The 19,255-nt window shown below is 63.8% G+C and carries 17 protein-coding genes; 7 read left to right on the top strand and 10 right to left on the bottom strand.

What is annotated here, in order from left to right; translation table 11 throughout:
* Positions 1-54: 54 nt before the first annotated feature.
* From acuI to olsB, 3 genes are all read left to right on the top strand, one after another.
* A complete protein-coding gene (gene acuI / locus AC56QQ_RS07685; RefSeq protein WP_091583562.1) occupies positions 55-1,044 on the top strand; it encodes an acrylyl-CoA reductase (NADPH) in 990 nt (329 codons plus the stop codon).
* Positions 1,045-1,187: 143 nt separating this feature from the next.
* A complete protein-coding gene (locus AC56QQ_RS07680; protein WP_497126215.1) occupies positions 1,188-3,476 on the top strand; it encodes a response regulator in 2,289 nt (762 codons plus the stop codon).
* Positions 3,477-3,661: 185 nt separating this feature from the next.
* Positions 3,662-4,537 carry a l-ornithine N(alpha)-acyltransferase gene (gene olsB, locus AC56QQ_RS07675; protein ID WP_167365238.1) on the top strand — a complete coding sequence of 292 codons (876 nt, stop codon included), beginning with the start codon at positions 3,662-3,664 and terminating at the stop codon, positions 4,535-4,537.
* 86 nt (positions 4,538-4,623) lie between these two features.
* On the opposite strand, the gene AC56QQ_RS07670 is transcribed toward olsB, so the two are convergent.
* The gene (locus AC56QQ_RS07670; protein WP_489863283.1) at positions 4,624-5,256 is read right to left on the bottom strand and encodes a trimeric intracellular cation channel family protein; all 633 of its coding nucleotides are present in this window, start codon (positions 5,254-5,256) and stop codon (positions 4,624-4,626) included.
* Between the two features lie 95 nt (positions 5,257-5,351).
* Entirely contained in the window at positions 5,352-5,987 is a 636-nt protein-coding gene (gene grpE, locus AC56QQ_RS07665) for a nucleotide exchange factor GrpE (RefSeq protein ID WP_091583265.1), read from the bottom strand.
* 240 nt (positions 5,988-6,227) lie between these two features.
* On the opposite strand from grpE, the gene AC56QQ_RS07660 reads away from it, so the two are divergent.
* The 3 genes from AC56QQ_RS07660 (at position 6,228) to AC56QQ_RS07650 (ending at position 8,609) form a co-directional block, all read left to right on the top strand.
* The gene (locus tag AC56QQ_RS07660) at positions 6,228-6,425 is read left to right on the top strand and encodes a hypothetical protein (RefSeq protein ID WP_497126212.1); all 198 of its coding nucleotides are present in this window, start codon (positions 6,228-6,230) and stop codon (positions 6,423-6,425) included.
* Positions 6,426-6,557: 132 nt separating this feature from the next.
* Positions 6,558-7,580, top strand: coding sequence for a fatty acid desaturase (locus AC56QQ_RS07655; protein WP_497126210.1), 1,023 nt, complete (start codon positions 6,558-6,560; stop codon positions 7,578-7,580).
* Between the two features lie 75 nt (positions 7,581-7,655).
* Positions 7,656-8,609: a phosphoribosylaminoimidazolesuccinocarboxamide synthase gene (locus AC56QQ_RS07650; RefSeq protein WP_497126207.1), complete on the top strand. Its 954-nt coding sequence runs from the start codon at positions 7,656-7,658 to the stop codon at positions 8,607-8,609.
* Positions 8,610-8,654: 45 nt separating this feature from the next.
* Here the strand turns inward: AC56QQ_RS07650 and AC56QQ_RS07645 are convergent, their stop codons facing one another.
* The 7 genes from AC56QQ_RS07645 to cysG all read right to left on the bottom strand — a co-directional run bounded on the left by AC56QQ_RS07645 (position 8,655) and on the right by cysG (position 16,098).
* The gene (locus AC56QQ_RS07645) at positions 8,655-9,275 is read right to left on the bottom strand and encodes a DJ-1/PfpI family protein (RefSeq protein ID WP_497126205.1); all 621 of its coding nucleotides are present in this window, start codon (positions 9,273-9,275) and stop codon (positions 8,655-8,657) included.
* Positions 9,276-9,468: 193 nt separating this feature from the next.
* A complete protein-coding gene (locus tag AC56QQ_RS07640) occupies positions 9,469-11,076 on the bottom strand; it encodes a GMC family oxidoreductase (protein ID WP_497126203.1) in 1,608 nt (535 codons plus the stop codon).
* Between the two features lie 116 nt (positions 11,077-11,192).
* Complete coding sequence (locus AC56QQ_RS07635; protein ID WP_497126201.1) at positions 11,193-11,726, bottom strand: DUF934 domain-containing protein; 534 nt, start codon at positions 11,724-11,726, stop codon at positions 11,193-11,195.
* Between the two features lie 172 nt (positions 11,727-11,898).
* Positions 11,899-12,663, bottom strand: coding sequence for a phosphoadenylyl-sulfate reductase (locus tag AC56QQ_RS07630; protein ID WP_091583284.1), 765 nt, complete (start codon positions 12,661-12,663; stop codon positions 11,899-11,901).
* Entirely contained in the window at positions 12,638-14,308 is a 1,671-nt protein-coding gene (locus AC56QQ_RS07625) for a nitrite/sulfite reductase (RefSeq protein WP_489863290.1), read from the bottom strand. Before AC56QQ_RS07625 ends, AC56QQ_RS07630 begins: the two co-directional genes overlap by 26 nt.
* Positions 14,309-14,356: 48 nt before the next feature.
* Positions 14,357-14,650 carry a DUF2849 domain-containing protein gene (locus AC56QQ_RS07620; RefSeq protein WP_091583289.1) on the bottom strand — a complete coding sequence of 98 codons (294 nt, stop codon included), beginning with the start codon at positions 14,648-14,650 and terminating at the stop codon, positions 14,357-14,359.
* The gene (gene cysG, locus AC56QQ_RS07615) at positions 14,647-16,098 is read right to left on the bottom strand and encodes a siroheme synthase CysG (protein ID WP_497126199.1); all 1,452 of its coding nucleotides are present in this window, start codon (positions 16,096-16,098) and stop codon (positions 14,647-14,649) included. Before cysG ends, AC56QQ_RS07620 begins: the two co-directional genes overlap by 4 nt.
* A 488-nt stretch (positions 16,099-16,586) precedes the next feature.
* Here cysG and AC56QQ_RS07610 point away from each other — a divergent pair, with 488 nt between their 5' ends.
* Complete coding sequence (locus AC56QQ_RS07610; RefSeq protein WP_497126197.1) at positions 16,587-18,383, top strand: cation:proton antiporter domain-containing protein; 1,797 nt, start codon at positions 16,587-16,589, stop codon at positions 18,381-18,383.
* A 53-nt stretch (positions 18,384-18,436) separates the two neighbouring features.
* Here the strand turns inward: AC56QQ_RS07610 and AC56QQ_RS07605 are convergent, their stop codons facing one another.
* Positions 18,437-19,246, bottom strand: a complete 810-nt coding sequence (locus AC56QQ_RS07605; RefSeq protein ID WP_497126194.1) for an AraC family transcriptional regulator — start codon at positions 19,244-19,246, stop codon at positions 18,437-18,439.
* Positions 19,247-19,255: the final 9 nt, after the last annotated feature.

Below are 19,255 nucleotides of genomic sequence, written 5' to 3'. Positions count from 1 at the left end.
CCGCGCGGCCATCGCCGCACAGTCATGTCGTCAGCCAAGATCGCGGAGAGAAAAGTGCCCGAAACCTTCAAAGCCATCCTCGTTTCGCGTGACGCCGAGAAAAAGCAGTCGGTAGCGGTGACGGACCTCACCGAAGCCGACCTGATGGAAGGCGATGTCACCGTCGCGGTCGAGGCGACGACGGTGAACTACAAGGACGGCCTGGCGATCACAGGCAAGGCGCCGGTGATCCGCCGCTGGCCACTGGTGCCGGGCATCGACTTCTCCGGGACCGTCATCTCGTCTTCCAATCCAGGCTGGAGCAAGGGCGACAAGGTGATCTTGAACGGCTGGGGCGTCGGCGAAACCCATTTCGGCGCCTATGCCGGGCGCGCTCGCGTCAAGGGCGACTGGCTGGTGCCGCTACCGCAAGGCATGAGCCCGCATGATGCGATGGCGGTCGGCACCGCGGGCTATACCGCCATGCTCTGCGTCATGGCGCTGGAGCGGCACGGCATCCTGCCCGATCGCGGCCCGGTGGTGGTGACGGGGGCGGCCGGCGGCGTCGGCTCGGTCGCGGTCTCGATCCTGTCCAGCCTCGGCTACCATGTCATTGCTGCCACCGGCCGCAACGCCGAAAGCCCCTATTTGATCAACCTTGGCGCCGCCGAAGTGATATCGCGCGACGAACTTGCCCAGCCGGCCAAGCCGCTGGCCAAGGAGCGCTGGGCCGGCGGCGTCGACGCGGTCGGCAGCCACACGCTGGCCAATGTCCTGTCGATGACCTCCTATGGCGGCGCGGTTGCCGCCTGCGGCCTGGCCGGCGGCATGGACCTGCCGACGAGCGTCGCCCCCTTCATCTTGCGCGGCGTCTCACTGCTCGGCATCGATTCGGTGATGGCGCCGAAGGCGGTCCGTCTCGAGGCCTGGCGGCGCATCGGCACCGACCTCGATCTGCGGAAGCTCGCCAGCCTGTCGACGACCATCGGTTTCGACGGCATCATCGATGCCGCGCGCGACATCGTCGACGGCAAGATCCGCGGGCGTGTCGTCGTCGATATGTGAACCTGTTCGACGGCCCGCGGAACGCGGATGGAACCGCCACGCCGACGGCAAATTCCCGGCCGCCGCGGCGGAAAATGCTCATCCGCTAAAATTCGAACGATCCGCCACAATCTTCCATAATCTCTGTCTGGCAAGGGTTTCGCATGATCGCGGAATCCGGCAGCCAACAGGCGGACACTGGCGAAGACGTCGATGCGGCGAGCCCGCCGGCGCCGACGCGGCGCTTTGTCGCCGCGCCGCCGCTGGTGCCCGAGCCGGAGCCCGCCAGCCGCGAAGGCCTTCCGTTCATGACCTTCGTCGCCATCGTCGTGCTGGCCGGTCTGACGCATCTGACCGGGGCGCCGATCTTCATCAGCGTCGCATTGCTGGCAACCGGCCTTGCCGGCCTCGCCGTGCACCTGCGCACCAGGCGGAGTGAACACCGCACCGCGGCACTTCTCGACGAAACCACCGCCCGCAGCCGCGCCGAGATCGAGACGCTGGCCGACCGCATGTGGGAAATGCAGGAGAGCGAGGAGCGCTTTCGCGGTCTGATCGACGCACTTGGCGACCTCGTCATTCACCGCGATCGCGACGGCTACATCGTCTATGCCAACAAGGTCTTCGCGGATCTCGTCGAAACCGAACAACGCCACCTTGCCGGCAAGACCCTGGCGGAACTCGGCATCGATGTCGGCATCGTTCCCGATGCCGCCTTTTCCGATCATGAATGCCTGAGTTCCACGGATGTCGTGATCCGCACGCCAAGCGGTCCGCGTTGGTTTTCATGGATCGAACTGTCGGTGCGCGACAAGGACAGCGGCGCCGTTTCGCATCGCGCCATCGCCCGCGACATCACCGCCCGCAAACGTGCCGAATCCTCGCTGATCACCGCTCGTGAACGGGCCGAATACGCCAGCCAGGCCAAATCGCGCTTCCTCGCCACCGTCAGCCATGAAATCCGCACGCCGATGAACGGCATCATGGGCATGGCAAGGTTGCTGGCCGACACCAGCCTGTCGCCGGAGCAGCAGACCTATGTCGGCGCCGTCTCGACCTCGGCCAGCGCCTTGCTCGCCCTGATCGAGGATCTGCTCGACTACTCCAAGATCGAGGCGGGACGCTTCGATCCGGAGCCGCAGCCGATGTCGGTGCGTGAGATCGCCGACAACATCATCGAGTTGCTGGCCGCGCGAGCCTTCGCCAAGAATATCGGCCTCGGCTGCCATGTCGAACCCGATGTGCCGCAATTGATCACCGCCGATCCGGGCAAGGTCAGGCAGGTGCTGCTCAACCTCATCGGCAACGCCATCAAGTTCACCGACAGCGGCGGCGTATTGGTGAGCATCGCGCGCGCGCGCACCCAGACCACCGATCGCATCTGCTTCACCATCGCCGACACTGGTCCGGGTCTGCGCGACGAGGACATGGAGCGCATTTTCGAGGAGTTCGAGCAGGCCGACGGCACGTCGACGCGTGCGCATGGCGGAGCCGGACTCGGTCTTGCCATCTCCAAACGCCTGGTGATCGCCATGGGCGGTGCGATCTCGGTATCCAGCCGGCTTGGCCAGGGATCCGAATTCGTCTTCGAAATACCGGCGATATCTGCCACCGAGGCACCGCAGAGCCGGCAGAACGCGCTGTCGGGCAGGCGCGCGGTGATCCTGTCGAAAAACGCCGTCGAGGCCGATGCCATCGCCCGCACCATCCGTGCCAATGGCGGCGCGGTCGATGTCGCCACCACCGCGGCACAGGCCGCGCCCTTCGCCGCCGGCTGCGACGTGCTTCTGGTCGATGCCGCGATGGAGGAGAGCGATGGAAGGCTGCTCAAGCGCCTGCGCCAGAGCGGCTTCGCCGACTGCGAGGCCATCACGCTGATCGCGCCGACCGACCGCGGCATGCTTGGCGAGTTCCGCGCCAGCGGCTACGCAACCTTTCTTGCCAGGCCAGTGCGCGGCGGGACACTTCTGCGGGTGCTGTTGAGCAGCAATGCCGCCGCCCTCGCCCAGCCGCAGCCGGAAACGCACCGCGCGCCGGCGTTTCGTGCCGTCGGCCACCGCCAGCAGGGCCTGTCGGTGCTGATCGCCGAGGACAATGACATCAACGCCATGCTGGCCCGCGCCACGCTGCTCAAGGCCGGGCATCGCGTCAAGGTTGTCGGCAACGGCAAGGCCGCCGTGGAGGCTGTCACCGGCGCCGGACGCAAGCACCGCTTCGACGTCGTGCTGATGGATCTGCACATGCCGGTCATGGACGGGCTGGACGCGATTGCCGCCATCCGCCGCCATGAGGAGGAGACCTCCGCGCCGCCTGTGCCGATCATGGTGTTGTCGGCCGACAGCCAGGAAAAGACGCGCCATGCGGTCCTCGCCCATGGCGCCAGCGGCTTCGTCACCAAGCCGCTCGACCCCGATGCGCTGGTCGCCGCCGTCGAGGGACAGGTCGCCGCCTGAGCCTCTTTTCCTTCCTCCGCGTCGACCCGTATCCTCGCGAAGCGTAGCCGGTTGACCGTCTTCGCCAGCCGACGAAGTATTGCCCGCGACCTCGTATCACGGTACTGTCACAATCCTGTTGCACCTACACCGTATCCCCGTGCCAAGAGGGATGGCTCGAAGGAGAATCACTCGTGCATACAGTTATGCCGGAATGTGACACTCGGCCGAACGCCAGCAGCGCATTGCTTGCCGGCCGTAACGTCGATTCCGTCATAAAGGGCGCGGCACTCGGCCGTATCGGCAATCTCGAAGTGCGGCTCGCCCGCAACGAGGCCGAGATCGCGGCCGCGCAGGAAGTGCGCTACCGCGTGTTCTACGACGAGCTCGGCGCCAGGAAGGAGCTTTTCCAGGCGCATGACCGCCGCGACGCCGACCGGTTCGATCCGCTCTGCGACCATCTGCTTGTCTTCGATACTTCGCTTTCGGGCCCGGAGCATCGCCGCATCGTCGGCACCTATCGCCTGCTGCGGCAAGAGATCGCGGCCGCGGCCGGCGGGTTCTATTCCGAGGGCGAATTCGAGCTGACCCAGCTCATCGCCCGTCACCCCGGCCAGCGTTTCCTCGAGCTCGGCCGGTCCTGCGTCTTGCCCGAATACCGCTCGAAGCGCACCATTGAGGCGCTGTGGCAAGGCATCTGGGCCTACATCAACCATTACGAAATCGGTGTGATGACCGGCTGCGCTTCTTTCCACGGCACGGTGCCGGCGGCGCATGCCGAGGCGTTCACCTACCTCGCCCATCACTGCCGGACGAACTCGGCCTGGGACGTGCGCGCGGTCTCTGGGCGCTACTGCTCGATGGATTTGATGCCGATCGAGGCGGTCAACGCCAAGGCGGCGATCGCGGCAATGCCGCCATTGGTCAAGGGCTATCTGCGCGTCGGTGCGCGCATCGGCGACGGCTGCGTCATCGACCGCGAGTTCTCGACGGTCGACGTGTTCGTGGTGATGCCGGTCAAGGAAATCGGCGCCCGCTACGTCAACTACTATGGTGGGGAAGCCCAGCGCTTCGCTGCCTGACGTTAGCGAACAGCGAAAGCCACGCCGCAATCCTGCGGACTGCCATCCCCCTGTTCGCTACTCCCTATTGGCCACTCACTTCACCTTCACGGAATATCTTCCGGCCGCCGGCCGGGCCGGCTCTTGTAGGACGGAAACGCCCAGCCGAAACGGAGTGCGCCGCCGCGCACGGCAAACGCCGCGGCGAAGCCGGCCAGTCCTGAAACAATCTGCGGCAGTCCGGCGACATCGCCTATGGTAAAGACGGCTGCCCCGACGAGAGCCGCCGTCACATAGATTTCCGGCCTCAGCAGCACCGAAGGCTCCCCCGCCAGGAGATCGCGCAGGATGCCGCCAAATGTGGCGGTCAGCATGCCGGTGATCACAGACACCGCCGGCGAGCCGGTGATGGCAAGTCCCTTGGCCGCGCCCATCACTGAAAAGGCGGCAAGGCCGATGGCGTCGAGCCACAAAAGCAGCTTGTAACGGGATTCGACGCGATGTGCCGTGAAGAACACCACCACCGCCACCACCGCGCAGATCAGCACATAGTCGCGGTTTCCCACCCAGAAGACAGGCACATTGAGGATGAGATCGCGGAAGGTGCCGCCGCCGATGCCGGTGACGCTGGCCAGGAACAGGAAACCGATAATGTCGAGCTGCTTGCGCGAAGCGGCAAGCGCCCCGGTCGCAGCAAAGACGGCGACACCAGCATAGTCGAGAAGCGCAATGGGGTTCATGCAGCGAACAATGAAAGAGTAAGTGGAAAATAGCGAATAGCACGAAGCTGCTATTGCGTATTTCCCTATTCGCTACTCGCTATTCCCTTGTCCGTTCACGCGTCCTTCTCGGCCTCGTCATTCACCGGACCCGGCTCGACCTGCGCTTCGCCGGCTGCAAGCTTCGGACCGCCCTTGGCGACGCCGACCATGGCCGGGCGCAACACCCGCTCGCCGATAGAATAACCCGGCTGCACGACCTGGACCACGGTATTGGCCGGGACATCCGGATTGGGCACTTCGAACATCGCCTGGTGGAAATTGGGATCGAACCTCTCGCCTTCCGGCGTGAGCTTCTTGACCCCGTGCCGTTCCAGCGCCGACAGCATGGCGCGCTCGGTGAGGTCTACGCCTTCGATCAGCGCCTTGAAGCCGGCGTCGCCGGATGCCTTGGCCTCGGCTGGAATCGCATCCAGCGCGCGGCGCAGATTGTCCGAGACCGACAGCATGTCGCGAGCGAAATTGGCGACCGCATAGGTGCGCGCGTCGTGCACGTCGCGCGCGGTGCGGCGGCGCAGGTTTTCCATCTCGGCCGCCACGCGCAGCGCGCGGTCCTTCAGCTCTTCATTTTCCTTCAGCAGCCGCACAAGCGCTTCATAATCGCCGTCGATGCTGCCTTCCGTGCGCTCGGCATTGGCCTCGGTCGCCTCGGCTTCGTCGGGCGCGCGTTCGTCTTTTGCCTGGTCGCTCATCGCCGTTTCCCGTCAATCTGGAATGGTGTGGATTTTGTGCCCGATATCGAGGTTTGGCGGCCAAAAATCAAGGGGTAAGCAAGAGTCGAGGCTGTCGGCACCGTCGAGCGAGGAACGGCAAGACATTTCAATTTTAATTCAAACTTTACCTTAACCGCCAGCTTTGCTTGCCACAAAGGAGTGATCGCGGAACCATTCCCTTGCTGGAGGAGTTTCGAAGCCGACACAGGATTTTGACAGATGACCCGCAACAAGGGCGAAAAGACAGAAAGATTGGCTGCCGAAGTCAAACGCCAATTCGGCGCCGAGTCGACGACGCGCTTTCTGCGAACCTTGCCGGCCTTCCGTGCCGAAGCCGATATTCCCGACCGCTTCAGGAAATTGCTTGACCGCCTGGACGGCGTGGAAAGCAGCACCGCCAGCGGCGGGCGCCGGTAGCCAGAACCTCCGGCATTTCAACGTTCCAGCACCAGAAGGCCGGCCTCACATGGCTGTCGCGCGACAATTACGCGCAGTAATTTCACGTGAACATCGCCTTGCGGCGCCACCCTCCGGCGTCTATATTCCCTGATGAACATGATTTCCCCTGAGACGGCGGCCAGCAGCAAACGTGCGTGGCTGAAGATTTTGGCGCGCTACAAGAAGCCAGACAGGCGTCGCAGCGCCCTCGAACTCGCCATCACTCTCATTCCTTTCGCCCTGCTCTGGGGCCTCTCCTCGGCCGCCTATGCCTATGGCCATTGGTGGGGGCTGATCCTCATCCTTCCCGCGGCCGGGTTCCTGGTGCGGATCTTCATGATCCAGCATGATTGCGGCCATGGCTCTTTCTTCGCCAATCGCTATGCCGACGACTGGATCGGCCGCGCGCTCGGCGTCCTCACGCTGACGCCCTACGACTGCTGGCGGCGCGCCCACGCCACGCATCACGCCAGCGCCGGCAACCTTGACGAGCGCGGCATGGGCGACATCAGGACGCTGACCGTTGCCGAATACCGGCAAATGTCCTGGCGGGGCCGCCTTGCCTATCGTCTCTATCGCCATCCGCTGGTGATGTTCGGCCTTGGACCGATCTGGCTGTTCATCTTCGAGCAAAGGCTGCCAATCGGCATGATGCGGGGCGGCCTGACGCCCTGGGTGTCGTCAATGACCACCAATCTCGCCATCGCGGTTGCGGCAGCCGTTCTCATCTGGTTTGTCGGCCCCGGCGCGTTCCTGGTGGTCCATCTGCCGATCGTCATCCTCGCCGGGTCGGCCGGCATCTGGCTGTTCTACGTCCAGCACCAGTTCGAAGAGACCGAATGGGCAAAGGATTCCGAATGGGAATTCCAGCATGCCGCCCTGCACGGATCATCTTACTACGACCTGCCGCCGGTGCTGAACTGGTTCACCGGCAATATCGGCGTCCACCATGTCCATCACCTCTCCGCCAGGGTACCGGGCTACCGGTTGCAGGAAGTGCTGCGGGATTATCCGGAACTGCGCGGCATCGGACGCGTCACGCTTCTCGAAAGCCTGCGCTGCGTCAAACTGGCGTTGTGGGATGAAAACCGCCGGAAGCTGGTGTCGTTCCGCGAGGCACGGGCGGCGGTCTAAAACCAATCGACATTCATCGGTCAAGCATCGAGCTTCGGGCAATTTGCGGCGACCATCGGCGAACGACATGCACCAATGAGCGATCCGCGCGTACTTTCAGATGCCTTCATCCCCGAACTTCCAAACCGCTACAGCGGCAAGGTACGGGAAAATTACGACCTGCCGGACGGGCGGCGCATTATTATCGCCACCGACCGCATCAGTGCCTTCGACACCATCCTGACCTCAATCCCGTTCAAGGGAGAGATCCTGACTCAGATCGCCAGGTACTGGTTTGAAGAGACTACCGATATCTGCCCGAACCATGTTCTGGAATATCCCGACCCGAACGTTGTCGTGGGCACCCGGCTCGAGATCCTGCCTGTCGAAATTGTCGTTCGTGGCTATCTGGCGGGAACCACCAGCACGTCAATCCTGACCAAATACAAGAATGGCGAGCGGGATATGTATGGAACCGTCCTGCCGGACGGGTTGCGTGCAAACGAGAAGCTTCGCGAAGCGATCATCACCCCGACGAGCAAGGCTTTTGACGGCGGTCATGATGAACCTCTGTCCGAAGCCGAAATAATCGAACGAGGTCTTCTCACACCGGCGCAATGGCAGACCGTGTCGAGCTACGCCTTGCGGTTGTTCGCCCGAGGCCAGGCGCGCGCTGCCGAGCGCGGCCTGATCCTCGCCGACACGAAATACGAATTCGGCGTCGACAAGCACGGGACGATCGTGCTCGCCGACGAGATCCACACGCCTGACAGCAGCCGGTACTGGATCGCGTCGACGTATGAACAGGCGCTCGAAAACGGCACGCGGCCGGACAGTTTCGACAAGGATTTCATCCGGTCGTGGGTCTCGGCCCGATGCGACCCGTACAAGGAACCGATCCCGAAGATTCCTGACGAGATCGTCAATCAGGCCTCGCGGGTTTATGCCCAGGCCTATGAAGCGATCACCGGCAAGGAGTTCTTGCCTGACCTCTCCGGAGCCACCGTATTGGATCGCATCCGCGGCAATCTCAAGCGTTACTTCCAATGATTGCCGCCGCGCCATGCGGCGCGGCGCCATTGGCAAACTCCTGGATCAAGCCGCCTGGCGCTCATCGCGCATCAATATCTCGCCATGGCGGATCTCCGTGCCCAGCACCTTCAGGCATTCACGGATGAAGTTGGACAGGCCCGGCCAGCCCTTGGCTGAAACGAGATTGCCGTCGACATGCGCGCCGGTCGGCGTGACGTCGATATAGATGCCGCCGGCCAGCGTTACTTCCGGCTCGCAATAATGCAGCGCCGCGACTTCCCTTCCCCGCACCACGCCGTCGACGGCAATCAGGATCTGCACGCCATGGCAGATGGTGAAGATCGGCTTGCCGGCCTCATGGAAATGCCGCACCAGCGCCTGCACGCGCTTGTCGATGCGGATGTATTCCGGCCCGCGCCCGCCCGCCGCATAGACGGCGTCGTATTTGGCCGGGTCCACCTCGGAAAACGTCTTGTTGAGGATGTAGTCGTGGCCTGGCTTTTCCGTATAGGTCTGGTGGCCTTCGAAATCGTGCAGCGACGTCTTCAATATGTCGCCCGCCTTCTTGTCCGGACAGACCACATGCACCGTGTGGCCAACGGCATGCATGGCCTGTTCAAAGACGAAAATCTCGTACTCCTCGCTGAACTCGCCAACGAGCATCAATATCTTCTTGCCAGCCATTCCCGGTTCCTCCCTTGTGGCCATATTTATTTCGGATCGCGAAATAATAACCCTATCCTAAGGGCAGCACCGCAAAAGGGAAAGCATAAATCGCACAATTGGTAAGACCAATTCATGTCAATTGCCTACAGCGCCGCCACAGGACGTTTCACAGTAGGCAAAAATGACCCCACTGGTTCGACCAGAACTCCAGTCAGGCAGCCGTCTTGATCATGTCCGCCGCCTTTTCGGCGATCATGATGGTCGGTGCATTGGTGTTGCCGCCGATCAGCGTCGGCATCACCGACGCGTCGACGACCCGCAAAGCCTTGATGCCGCGCACGCGCAGCTCCGGATCGACCACCGCCATATCGTCGGTGCCCATCTTGCAGGTGCCCGCCGGGTGATAGATCGTATCGGCACGGGCCCGGATATGCGCCATCAGCTCCGCGTCGCTCGAAACGCCGGCGGTGTAGATCTCCTTGTCGCGGTATTTGGCCAGCGCTGGCGCCTCCAGTATGCCGCGCATCATTCGGACGCCCTTGAGCAACAGCTCGGCGTCGCGTTCGTCGGACAGAAAGCGCGGATCGATGCGCGGTGGCGCCAGTGGATCATGCGTCGACAGCCCGACCTCGCCGCGCGAATGCGGCCGCAGCACGCAGACATGGCAGGAAAAGCCATAACCCATATGCAGCTTGCGGCCATGATCATCGACGATGGCGATGCAGAAGTGCAATTGCAGGTCGGGCCGGTCTATCGCCGGGTCGGATTTGAGAAAGGCGCCACCCTCCGCGTAAGGCGTCGCGATCATGCCGCCGCCGTCCTTGCGCCAGCGCCGCAGGTGCCGCAGCAGGCCAGGCAGGCCGCGCAGGCCGATGCCCATCATGTCGGCATCCCTTGACGTCCAGCCCATGATGAAATCGAGATGATCCTGCAGGTTCTTGCCGACGCCGGGCAGTTCATGAACGATCGGAATTCCGTGCGCTGCAAGCTCGACAGCCGGGCCGATCCCGGAAAGCAACAAGAGTTGCGGTGAGCCGAAGGCACCGCCGCAGACGATGACCTCGCGCCTGGCTTTCACAACGACTTCGTCCTTGCCCGCGCGATAGCGCACGCCGGTGGCCCGCTTGCCGTCAAGGACGATGCCCGTGGCATGCGCTCCGGTGATGACGGTTAGGTTCGGCCGGTCCATCGCCGGATGCAGATAGGCGGCGGCCGCCGAGCAGCGCTCGCCATTGCGACGTTCGCCCCAGAATTGCGTGACCTGATAAAGCCCCGCCCCTTCCTGCTCTGGTCCATTGAAATCATCGTTGCGACGGATCTGGTTTTCACCGCAGGCCTCTACAAAGGCCCGGGAGACCGGGCGCGGCTCCTGCTGCTCCGCGACCCGCAGCGGCCCGTCGCCGCCGTGCAGGACGTCGCTGCCGCGCTGGTTGCCTTCAGCGCGCCGGAAATAGGGCAACACCTCGTCCCATGACCAGCCGTCGCAGCCGAGATCGGCCCATTCGTCATAATCGCCACGGTGCCCGCGTGTATAGAGCATGGCATTGATGGCGCTGGAGCCACCCAGCGCCTTGCCGCGCGGCTGGTAGCCCTTGCGGCCGCCAAGCCCCTGCTGCGGCACCGTCTCGAATGCCCAGTTGTTGATCTTCGGCCTGCCCGGCAGCAGGGCAATGAGGCCCGCCGGGGCGCGGATGACCAGGCTCCTGCCCTCGCCGCCGGCTTCGATCAGGCAGACCGTTTTCGATGGATCTTCGGAGAGCCGCGCGGCAAGCGTGCAGCCGGCGGACCCGCCACCGGCAATGACATAATCGAAATCCATGATCTTCTCCTGGCACCCGGCGGATGTTTCCGTCCGGACGCCCAAGAGAAGGCCTGATCACCGCTGATGTAAAGCCGCTCGGAATTACCGCTGCGTCAACCCAAGGATCACGAGATTCAGCCGGCCCGCATCCGCCGCCAGGAATATTTTGGGCCCTTGGGCTCCGACACGACGGCCGGCTGGTAGTAGAGCCCCAACCCGCCGGTGCGTCCCTCTTCCAGGCGCTTCAACAGCACCGGATTCGAAATCTCGAACTCGTCGAAGCCGAGCCGCAGCATATGCGGCAACTGGTCGACGAGAACCTGACCGGTGGCGCGCACCGCGCCTTCGAAATGATAGCGCCCGCGCAGCAGTTCGCCCTTGGAGAAGGAGCGGCCGTCGCTGAAGGCCGGGAAGGCCAGTGCCACCAGCGACAGCTGGTCGAGCATGTCGGCTATCTTCTCGAGCTGATCGCCTGGCTGCAGCACGACGCCGAGCCGCTCCTTGGCGGAGCGGCGCACTTGCGGGTCAAGGTCGAGGAACGCCTGCAGCGGCAGGATGAAGCGGCCATTGCCGGCAAGCGCCTCGGCGCTTTCGGCATGAGCCCACTCATCCTCACGAAAACCCGTCGGGGTCCACAGGCGGGTCTCCGGTGTCGTCGGTTCAGTCATCAAAAAAGTTCCTAAATATTCAAACGGCCAAGGATGTGTTGAGATTCAGGTCAGGCTGCGCCGAAAATGGCGGCTTCCGAGAACCGGAGCGGAGCGTACCTGAAGTACGTGAGCACCGGAAGCGCGGGAAGCTGCCGTTTGCAGGCCAGCCCCACCTGAATATCAGCACATCCTAAAGGGACGCATCGGTCAGCGACACTTCCAACCCCGAAAGGTGGATGCCGCACTCGGTCTTGGCATGGCCTGCCCAGCGGCCGCTGCGCGCGTCCTCGCCCGGCTGCACAGGCTGCGTGCACGGGAAGCAGCCGATCGACAGATAGCCATAGGCGACCAACGGATTTTCGCGCAGTGCATGCGCGCGCATGTAGTCGGCCTGGTCCGATGTCGTCCAGTGCGCCAATGGATTGATGCGCATACGCGCGCCGACCGCCTCGAACACCGGAATCGCTGCCCGCGTCGCGGCCTGGAAGCGCTTGCGGCCGGTGAGCCAGGCACGAAACGGCGCGACACCGCGCGCCAGCGGCTCGACCTTGCGCACGTCGCAGCAGGCATCGGTGTCGCTCTGGTGCAGATTGCCCGTCGGATCGATCCGTTCGAGCGCAGCCTCCTCGGGCTTGATCACCCGGATGTTGGTCAGTCCGAAATCGGCGACAAGCGCGTCGCGATAGCCGAGCGTCTCCTCGAAATGCTTGCCGGTGTCGAGGAAGATGACCGGCAGCGTGCGGTCGATCTTGGCGATCATGTGCAGCAGCACCGCCGAATCCGCCCCGAAGGACGACACCGCGGCGATCTCGTCGTGGAACAGTTCACGGGCCGACCGTTCGATGATCTCGAGCGGATTCAGATGACCGTAAAGCGCATCGAGTCCCGCCGCCCTGGCGGCGATGCCGTCATCGACGTCGACGATACGGTCAAGCGGCCTTGGCTTCGCCAGCATAGAGCGCCTCCTTGAACGGCGCGGGACCGACACGGCGGTAGGCGTCGATGAATTTCTCTTGGGGGTTGAGCCGAAGGCCGAGATAGGTCTCGACGATCTGCTCGATGGCGTCGGTGATCTCTTCCGACGAGAAGCCGCGGCCGATGATCTCGCCGACCGACGTGTTCTCGTCGGCCGATCCGCCAAGCGTCACCTGATAGAGCTCCGAGCCCTTCTTCTCGACACCCAGTATGCCGATATGGCCAACATGGTGATGGCCGCAGGCATTGATGCAGCCGGAGATCTTCAGCTTCAGTTCGCCGATCTCGCGCTGGCGCTCCAGCGAGGCGAAGCGGCGCGAGATTTCCTGCGCGATCGGGATCGAGCGTGCCGTCGCCAGCGCGCAGTAATCGAGGCCCGGGCACGAGATGATGTCCGATATCAGGTTGGAATTGGCCGTCGCCAGCCCGATGTCGACCAGCGCGTCATAGACCGCCTTGAGGTCGGCGCGCGCCACATGCGGCAGGATGAGGTTCTGCTCATGGCTGACGCGAAGTTCGTCGAAGGCGTATTTCTCGGCGATGTCGGCGACCGCTTCCATCTGGCTGTCCGAGGCGTCGCCCGGAACCTCGCCGATGCCCTTCAGCGAAATGGTCACCGCCGCGTAGTCAGGATGGCGGTGCGTCACCACGTTCTGGTCGAGCCACTGCGAGAAGCCCTTCGAATCCAGGCGTGCAAGCTTGACCGCCTGGTCGCCATCCGGCCGGTCGGCCAGCGCCGGCGGCGCGAAATAGGCCTCGATGGCACGGATGTCGGCCTCCGGCAGCTTCAGCTCGGCGTCCTTCAACTCCCGCCACTCGGCCTCGACCTGGCGGGTGATTTCGTCGACGCCCGTTTCGTGGACCAGGATCTTGATGCGCGCCTTGTATTTGTTGTCGCGGCGGCCATAGAGGTTGTAAACGCGCAGGATCGCCGTGCAGTAGGACAGAAGGTCGGCTTCCGGCAGGAAGTCGCGGATCTTCCTGGCCACCATCGGCGTACGACCCTGGCCGCCGCCAATATAGACGGCAAAGCCGAGCTCGCCGGCGGCGTTCTTCTTCAGGTGCAGGCCGATGTCATGCGTCTGGATGGCCGCACGGTCGCGTTCGGCACCGGTCACCGCGATCTTGAACTTGCGCGGCAGGAACGAGAATTCCGGATGCACCGACGACCACTGGCGCAGGATTTCGGCATAGGGGCGAGGATCGGCGACTTCGTCGGCGGCCGCACCGGCGAAATGGTCGGCGGTGACGTTGCGGATGCAATTGCCGCTGGTCTGGATGGCGTGCATCTCCACGCTTGCCAGATCGGCCAGGATCGCCGGAATGTCCGACAGCGCCGGCCAGTTGAACTGGATGTTCTGGCGCGTGGTGAAGTGGCCGTAGCCCTTGTCGTATTTGCGGGCGATGTGGCCCAGCATGCGCAACTGCTTGCCGTTCAGCGTGCCATAGGGCACCGCGATGCGCAGCATATAGGCGTGCAGTTGAAGATAGACGCCGTTCATCAGCCGGAGCGGGCGGAACTGGTCCTCGGTGATCTCGCCGGCAAGCCGGCGCTGGACCTGGTCGCTGAACTCGGCGACGCGGGCCTGGACAAAATCGTGGTCGAACTCATCGTAACGGTACATGCTTGGTCTTTCCGGGCGCGTCCGCCCGTGTTTCACTAATGTCTTGGCTTATGCCGCGTGGGCAGCCTGCTTGCCGAGATCGTTGCGGATGGTGGGGCCGGCGGCGCGGATCTTCTCGCGCAGCCGCACCGGCTCGACAGCGCCGTTGACAACATCCGCGTCGATCAGATTGACGTCGACCACTTCATTGTCGGCATAGGCCTTGGCGCCGATCGCCTCCAGGCGGTCCTCGGCCGCCTTGTCATGGGCGAGGTCGGCATGGTCCACCGTCTCGGCCCAGCCGCCATCGGCATACCAGACGGCGATGCCGTCGGTCAGGCGGTTGGCGGTCAGTATCTTCATTGTTCAACTCCTTCGGCAGCGGCAGTTGCCGCGCTTTCATGCCTGTGTGCCGCGAGCGGCTCGGACCGTTCAAAGTTGCCGCCGGCGACCGCGTCGCCAATGATGGTCATGACCGGGCCGGTCAGATCGGCACGCGCTTCGAGCGACGGCAGGTCGGCAAGCGTGCCGTGGAAGCGGCGGCGATTGGCAAGGCTGGCATTCTCGACCACTGCGACCGCCGTATCCGGCGACAGGCCCGCTTCGATCAACCGGCCGGCAACCTCGGCCGCCACCGAACGGCCCATATAGACGGCGACGGTGGCGCCGGAAATGGCGAGCTTGGCCCAGTCGGGCAACGAGTTGCCCTTGAGGTCGTGGCCGGTGGTGAACACCATCGACGACGACACGCCGCGCAAGGTCAGCGGCAGTTCGAAATCGGCGGCGGCGGCGAAGGCCGCGGTGACGCCTGGAACCACCTCATAGGCGATGCCGGCATCCCGAAGGGCCGCCATCTCCTCGCCGGCCCGGCCGAACACCAGCGGATCGCCCGACTTCAGCCGCACAACGCGTTTGCCTTCGCGGCCGAGTTCGACCAGCAGCGCATTGATCTCGGCCTGGCTCTTGCTGTGGCAGCCCTTGCGTTTTCCCACTGGCAGGCGCTCGGCATCGCGGCGGCCCATGGCGACGATCGTCTCCGGCACCAGCGCGTCATGAACGATGACATCGGCCTCCATCAGTAGACGATGCGCGCGCAGCGTCAGAAGGTCCTCGGCGCCCGGACCGGCACCGACCAGTGCGATATGGCCCGACGCCGGCGCATTCGAAAGCAACAGGCCGACAGCGGCATCATGTGCCCGAGACAGCTGACCCGCTTCAGCCGCGCGGGCAGGGGCGCCGGCGAAGAAATCATTCCAGAAACGGCGGCGGGCATTGCCCCTCGGTAGCAGCTTCTCGGCAGCGCCACGGAACGAAGTGGCAAGCACTGCCAGCGACCCAAGCGAGGGTGATAGCATGCGGTCGATGCGAGCGCGCAGCATCTGGGCAAGCACCGGGCCGGCGCCTTCCGTACCGATGGCAATAGCGACCGGTGCACGGTTCACCAGCGCCGGGGTGAAGAAATCGCAGAGCTCCGGTCGGTCGACGGCATTGACCGGAATGCCCAGCCGGCGTGCGTCCTCAACAACGAGGCGGTCGAGTGCCTCGTTGCCGCTGGCCGCAAACACCATGACCGCGCCTTCGAGATGCGCGGTGTCGTAAGCGGCGGTCACATGGTTCGCGCCTGTCTGGGCGATGAACGCCAAAAGGTCCGGCTCGGCATTGTCCGCGATGATGCACAGCACCGCGCTCGACTGTCCGAGCAGCCGCGCCTTGGCCAGCGCTTCTTCGCCGCCGCCGACGATGGCCACGGCTTCGCCCTCGACCCGCATGAAGACGGGAAAGGCATTGAGCTTGGGAGCAGCGTGCGGCATGGATGCGAGCGGAATCCTCAACTGGCTTGCAGTTCTACGCGCGAGCGCGGAAAACCAGAAGGAACGCACTCGCGCATCGCTTGTCGGGATGCAATCGCTTTTCTGAAAGCGTCGCGGCCAAGAGAAAAATATTTCTCTTTCGCTCATGGAGCGGATTCAAGCTGCTGCCACAGGGCCTTGAATTCCGGCTCTTTTAGCGCTTCGCAACAAATGTCGCAAAACAGTTTTTTCTAAATTCTACCAATTTAGTAGATTAAAGTCGCCCGAGTCCAGATTGGCGAAGGACAGCAAAAATGCTGCCCCTTTCCGGTCTACGGTGACAATGATCCGCATCAATTCCAGCGGCCATTCGCTTTTTGCGCCTGTCGTGGCCGATTTCGCCTCTTGCGGGTTGCATCGCCGTCATCCCATCCACCATATTGCAAACAGGCGGCGGCTTTGGGCGGCGCACATCCGACATCTCAGATTTGAAAGGCGCTCCATAGACAATGCCGCATGACACGCCCCTTATCGCCACCATCGTTGCCGGTCTGGGGCTGGCTTTCGTCTTCGGCGCTCTCGCCAACCGCTTCCGCATTCCACCCCTGGTCGGCTATCTCGTAGCCGGCGTGCTGGTCGGACCGAACACGCCGGGCTTCGTCGCCGATGCCGGGCTTGCCAACGAGCTGGCCGAAATCGGCGTCATCCTCCTGATGTTCGGCGTCGGCCTGCATTTCTCGCTGAAGGATCTGCTGTCGGTGCGCGCCATCGCCGTGCCCGGCGCCATCGTCCAGATCGGCTTTGCCACCGCGCTTGGCGCCGGGCTTGCCTGGATGCTCGGCTGGTCGATGGGAGCCGGACTGGTCTTTGGTCTGGCACTCTCGGTCGCCTCGACCGTGGTGCTGCTGCGCGCCTTGCAGGAGCGCCGCCTGATCGAGACGGGGCGCGGCCGCATCGCCGTCGGCTGGCTGATCGTCGAGGATCTGGCCATGGTGCTGGCGCTGGTGCTTTTGCCGGCACTTGCCGGCGTGCTCGGCGGCCAGGAACAGACTGACGCCCACGCCAGTGGCTTGCTATCGCTGCCGGCAAGCTACGGCATCTGGGGCGTCGTCGGCATCACGCTGGCCAAGGTCGCCGCCTTCGTTGTCGTCATGCTTGTCGTCGGCCGCAGGGTCATTCCCTGGATCCTGCATTATGTCGCCCATACCGGCTCGCGCGAATTGTTCCGGCTGGCCGTGCTGGCCATCGCGCTCGGCGTCGCATTCGGCGCCGCAAAACTGTTCGGGGTCTCGCTGGCGCTCGGTGCCTTTTTCGCCGGCATGATCATGAGCGAATCCGAGCTCAGCCATCGCGCGGCGGAAGAATCGCTGCCGCTGCGCGATGCCTTCTCGGTGCTTTTCTTCGTCTCGGTCGGCATGCTGTTCGATCCGTTCAGCCTGATCAGCAATGACTGGCCGATCCTGGCGACGCTCGCCATCATCGTCATCGGCAAGTCGCTGGCGGCGTTCGTTATCGTCATTGCCTTCGGCTATCCGCTGGCCACCGCGCTGATGATTTCGGCGAGCCTTGCCCAGATCGGCGAATTCTCTTTCATCCTGGCCGAACTCGGCGTCGGGCTGAAGCTTCTGCCCGAACAGGGCCGCGACCTCATCCTGGCCGGCGCCATCCTGTCGATCGTCCTCAACCCGCTGATGTTCCTGGCCATCGACTGGATGAAGCCGTGGCTTGAAGCCCGCGCCGCCAGGACGGCGCCGCCGGTCGAGGCAAAGCCGGTCGGTCCAGCGACGGAGCCGGGCCAAGTGGCCTCGGTCGTGGCAACAGCCAACGGGGAGGATGGGCCGCCGCCGAGGACAAGCCTCACCAACCACGCCATCCTGATCGGCTATGGTCGTGTCGGCAGCCTTGTCGGCGCGGCGCTGAAACAGGCAAGCCTACCCTTCCTCGTCATCGAGGACGCCGACAAGACACTGGCCAGGCTGAAGGCCGACGGCATCGAGACCGTCTCCGGCAACGCGGCCAACGCCGAAGTGTTCGCCGCCGCCAATCCTGAAGGCGCCAAGCGCCTGATCCTCGCCATTCCCAATGCCTTCGAGGCCGGACAGATCGTGATGCGCGCACGTGCCGCCAATCCCGGCATCAACGTCATCGCCCGCGCCCATTCCGACGCCGAGGTCGAGCATCTCAAGGGCCTTGGCGCCGACACCGTCATCATGGGCGAGCGCGAGATCGCGCGGGGCATTGTCGAAGAGGTGCTCGGGCAAAAGCCGGTGCTGCGGCCGGAGGCCGCTGAGCCGTCAACGGCCTAAGCCAAGCCCCGCTCGCTCACACGTGCTGGCAACGTGATCGCAAGCGAGGCCAATCACGCGACGAATGCAGAGCCGCCATTTTGCGCGACACTGCTGAGATATTTTGCCGGGGGCTTCCCAAGCGCCTTCTTGAACATGGTGATGAAGGCCGTGACGGAGTCATAGCCGAGATCGCCCGAAACTTGCTGCACGCTCGCGCCGGAGGCTAGCTCCCGTATTGCGACGATCAAGTGCAATTGCTGGCGCCAGCGGCCGAAGCTTAAACCAGTCTCCTTCACGACGAGACGGGCGAGACTGCTCTCGCTGAGCGCAACGCGATTGGCCCACTCCGCCAGCGTGCTGCGGTCGGCAGGATCTTCCGCCAACGCTTCGGCGATCCGCTTCAGGCGCGGCTCGGACGATATCGGCAGATGAAGCCGCTGGACGGGCATGCGAGGCAGTTCGGTGAGCAGGATCCTGGTCAAGAGTTCGCCCCTCGCCTCATCATCCTCCACGCGATCGGCCAGCTCGATGATCAGTTCGCGCAGCAGCGGCGAGATCGAAAGCGTGCAGCACCGGTCCGGCAGATCGTTGGCTCCCGGCTCAATGTAGACGAAGAAAATCCGGGCATTGGCGGTCGCGATGTTACTGTGCTCCATGCCGCCGGGAATCCACACCCCGCAATGCGGCGGCACCATCCACAAGCCACTGGGAACGCGACAGGTGACCCCGCCGCCCAGCGCAAAGACGAGTTGTCCCTTGCGATGCCAATGGTCGGGTACCTCGGCCCTGGTTTCGGGGACATCAACGCGCACGGCAATCGCCGGGGTGAGGACGTTGTCTACGTCGAAATTAAGCCAGGGATAGCGGAGAGGTTGTCTCATGTTAGACGG

The organism is Mesorhizobium sp. RCAM 05099 (assembly GCF_059683685.1).
Note: the sequence above shows the minus strand (reverse complement) of the source record. Positions and strands in the feature narration are given on the sequence as shown.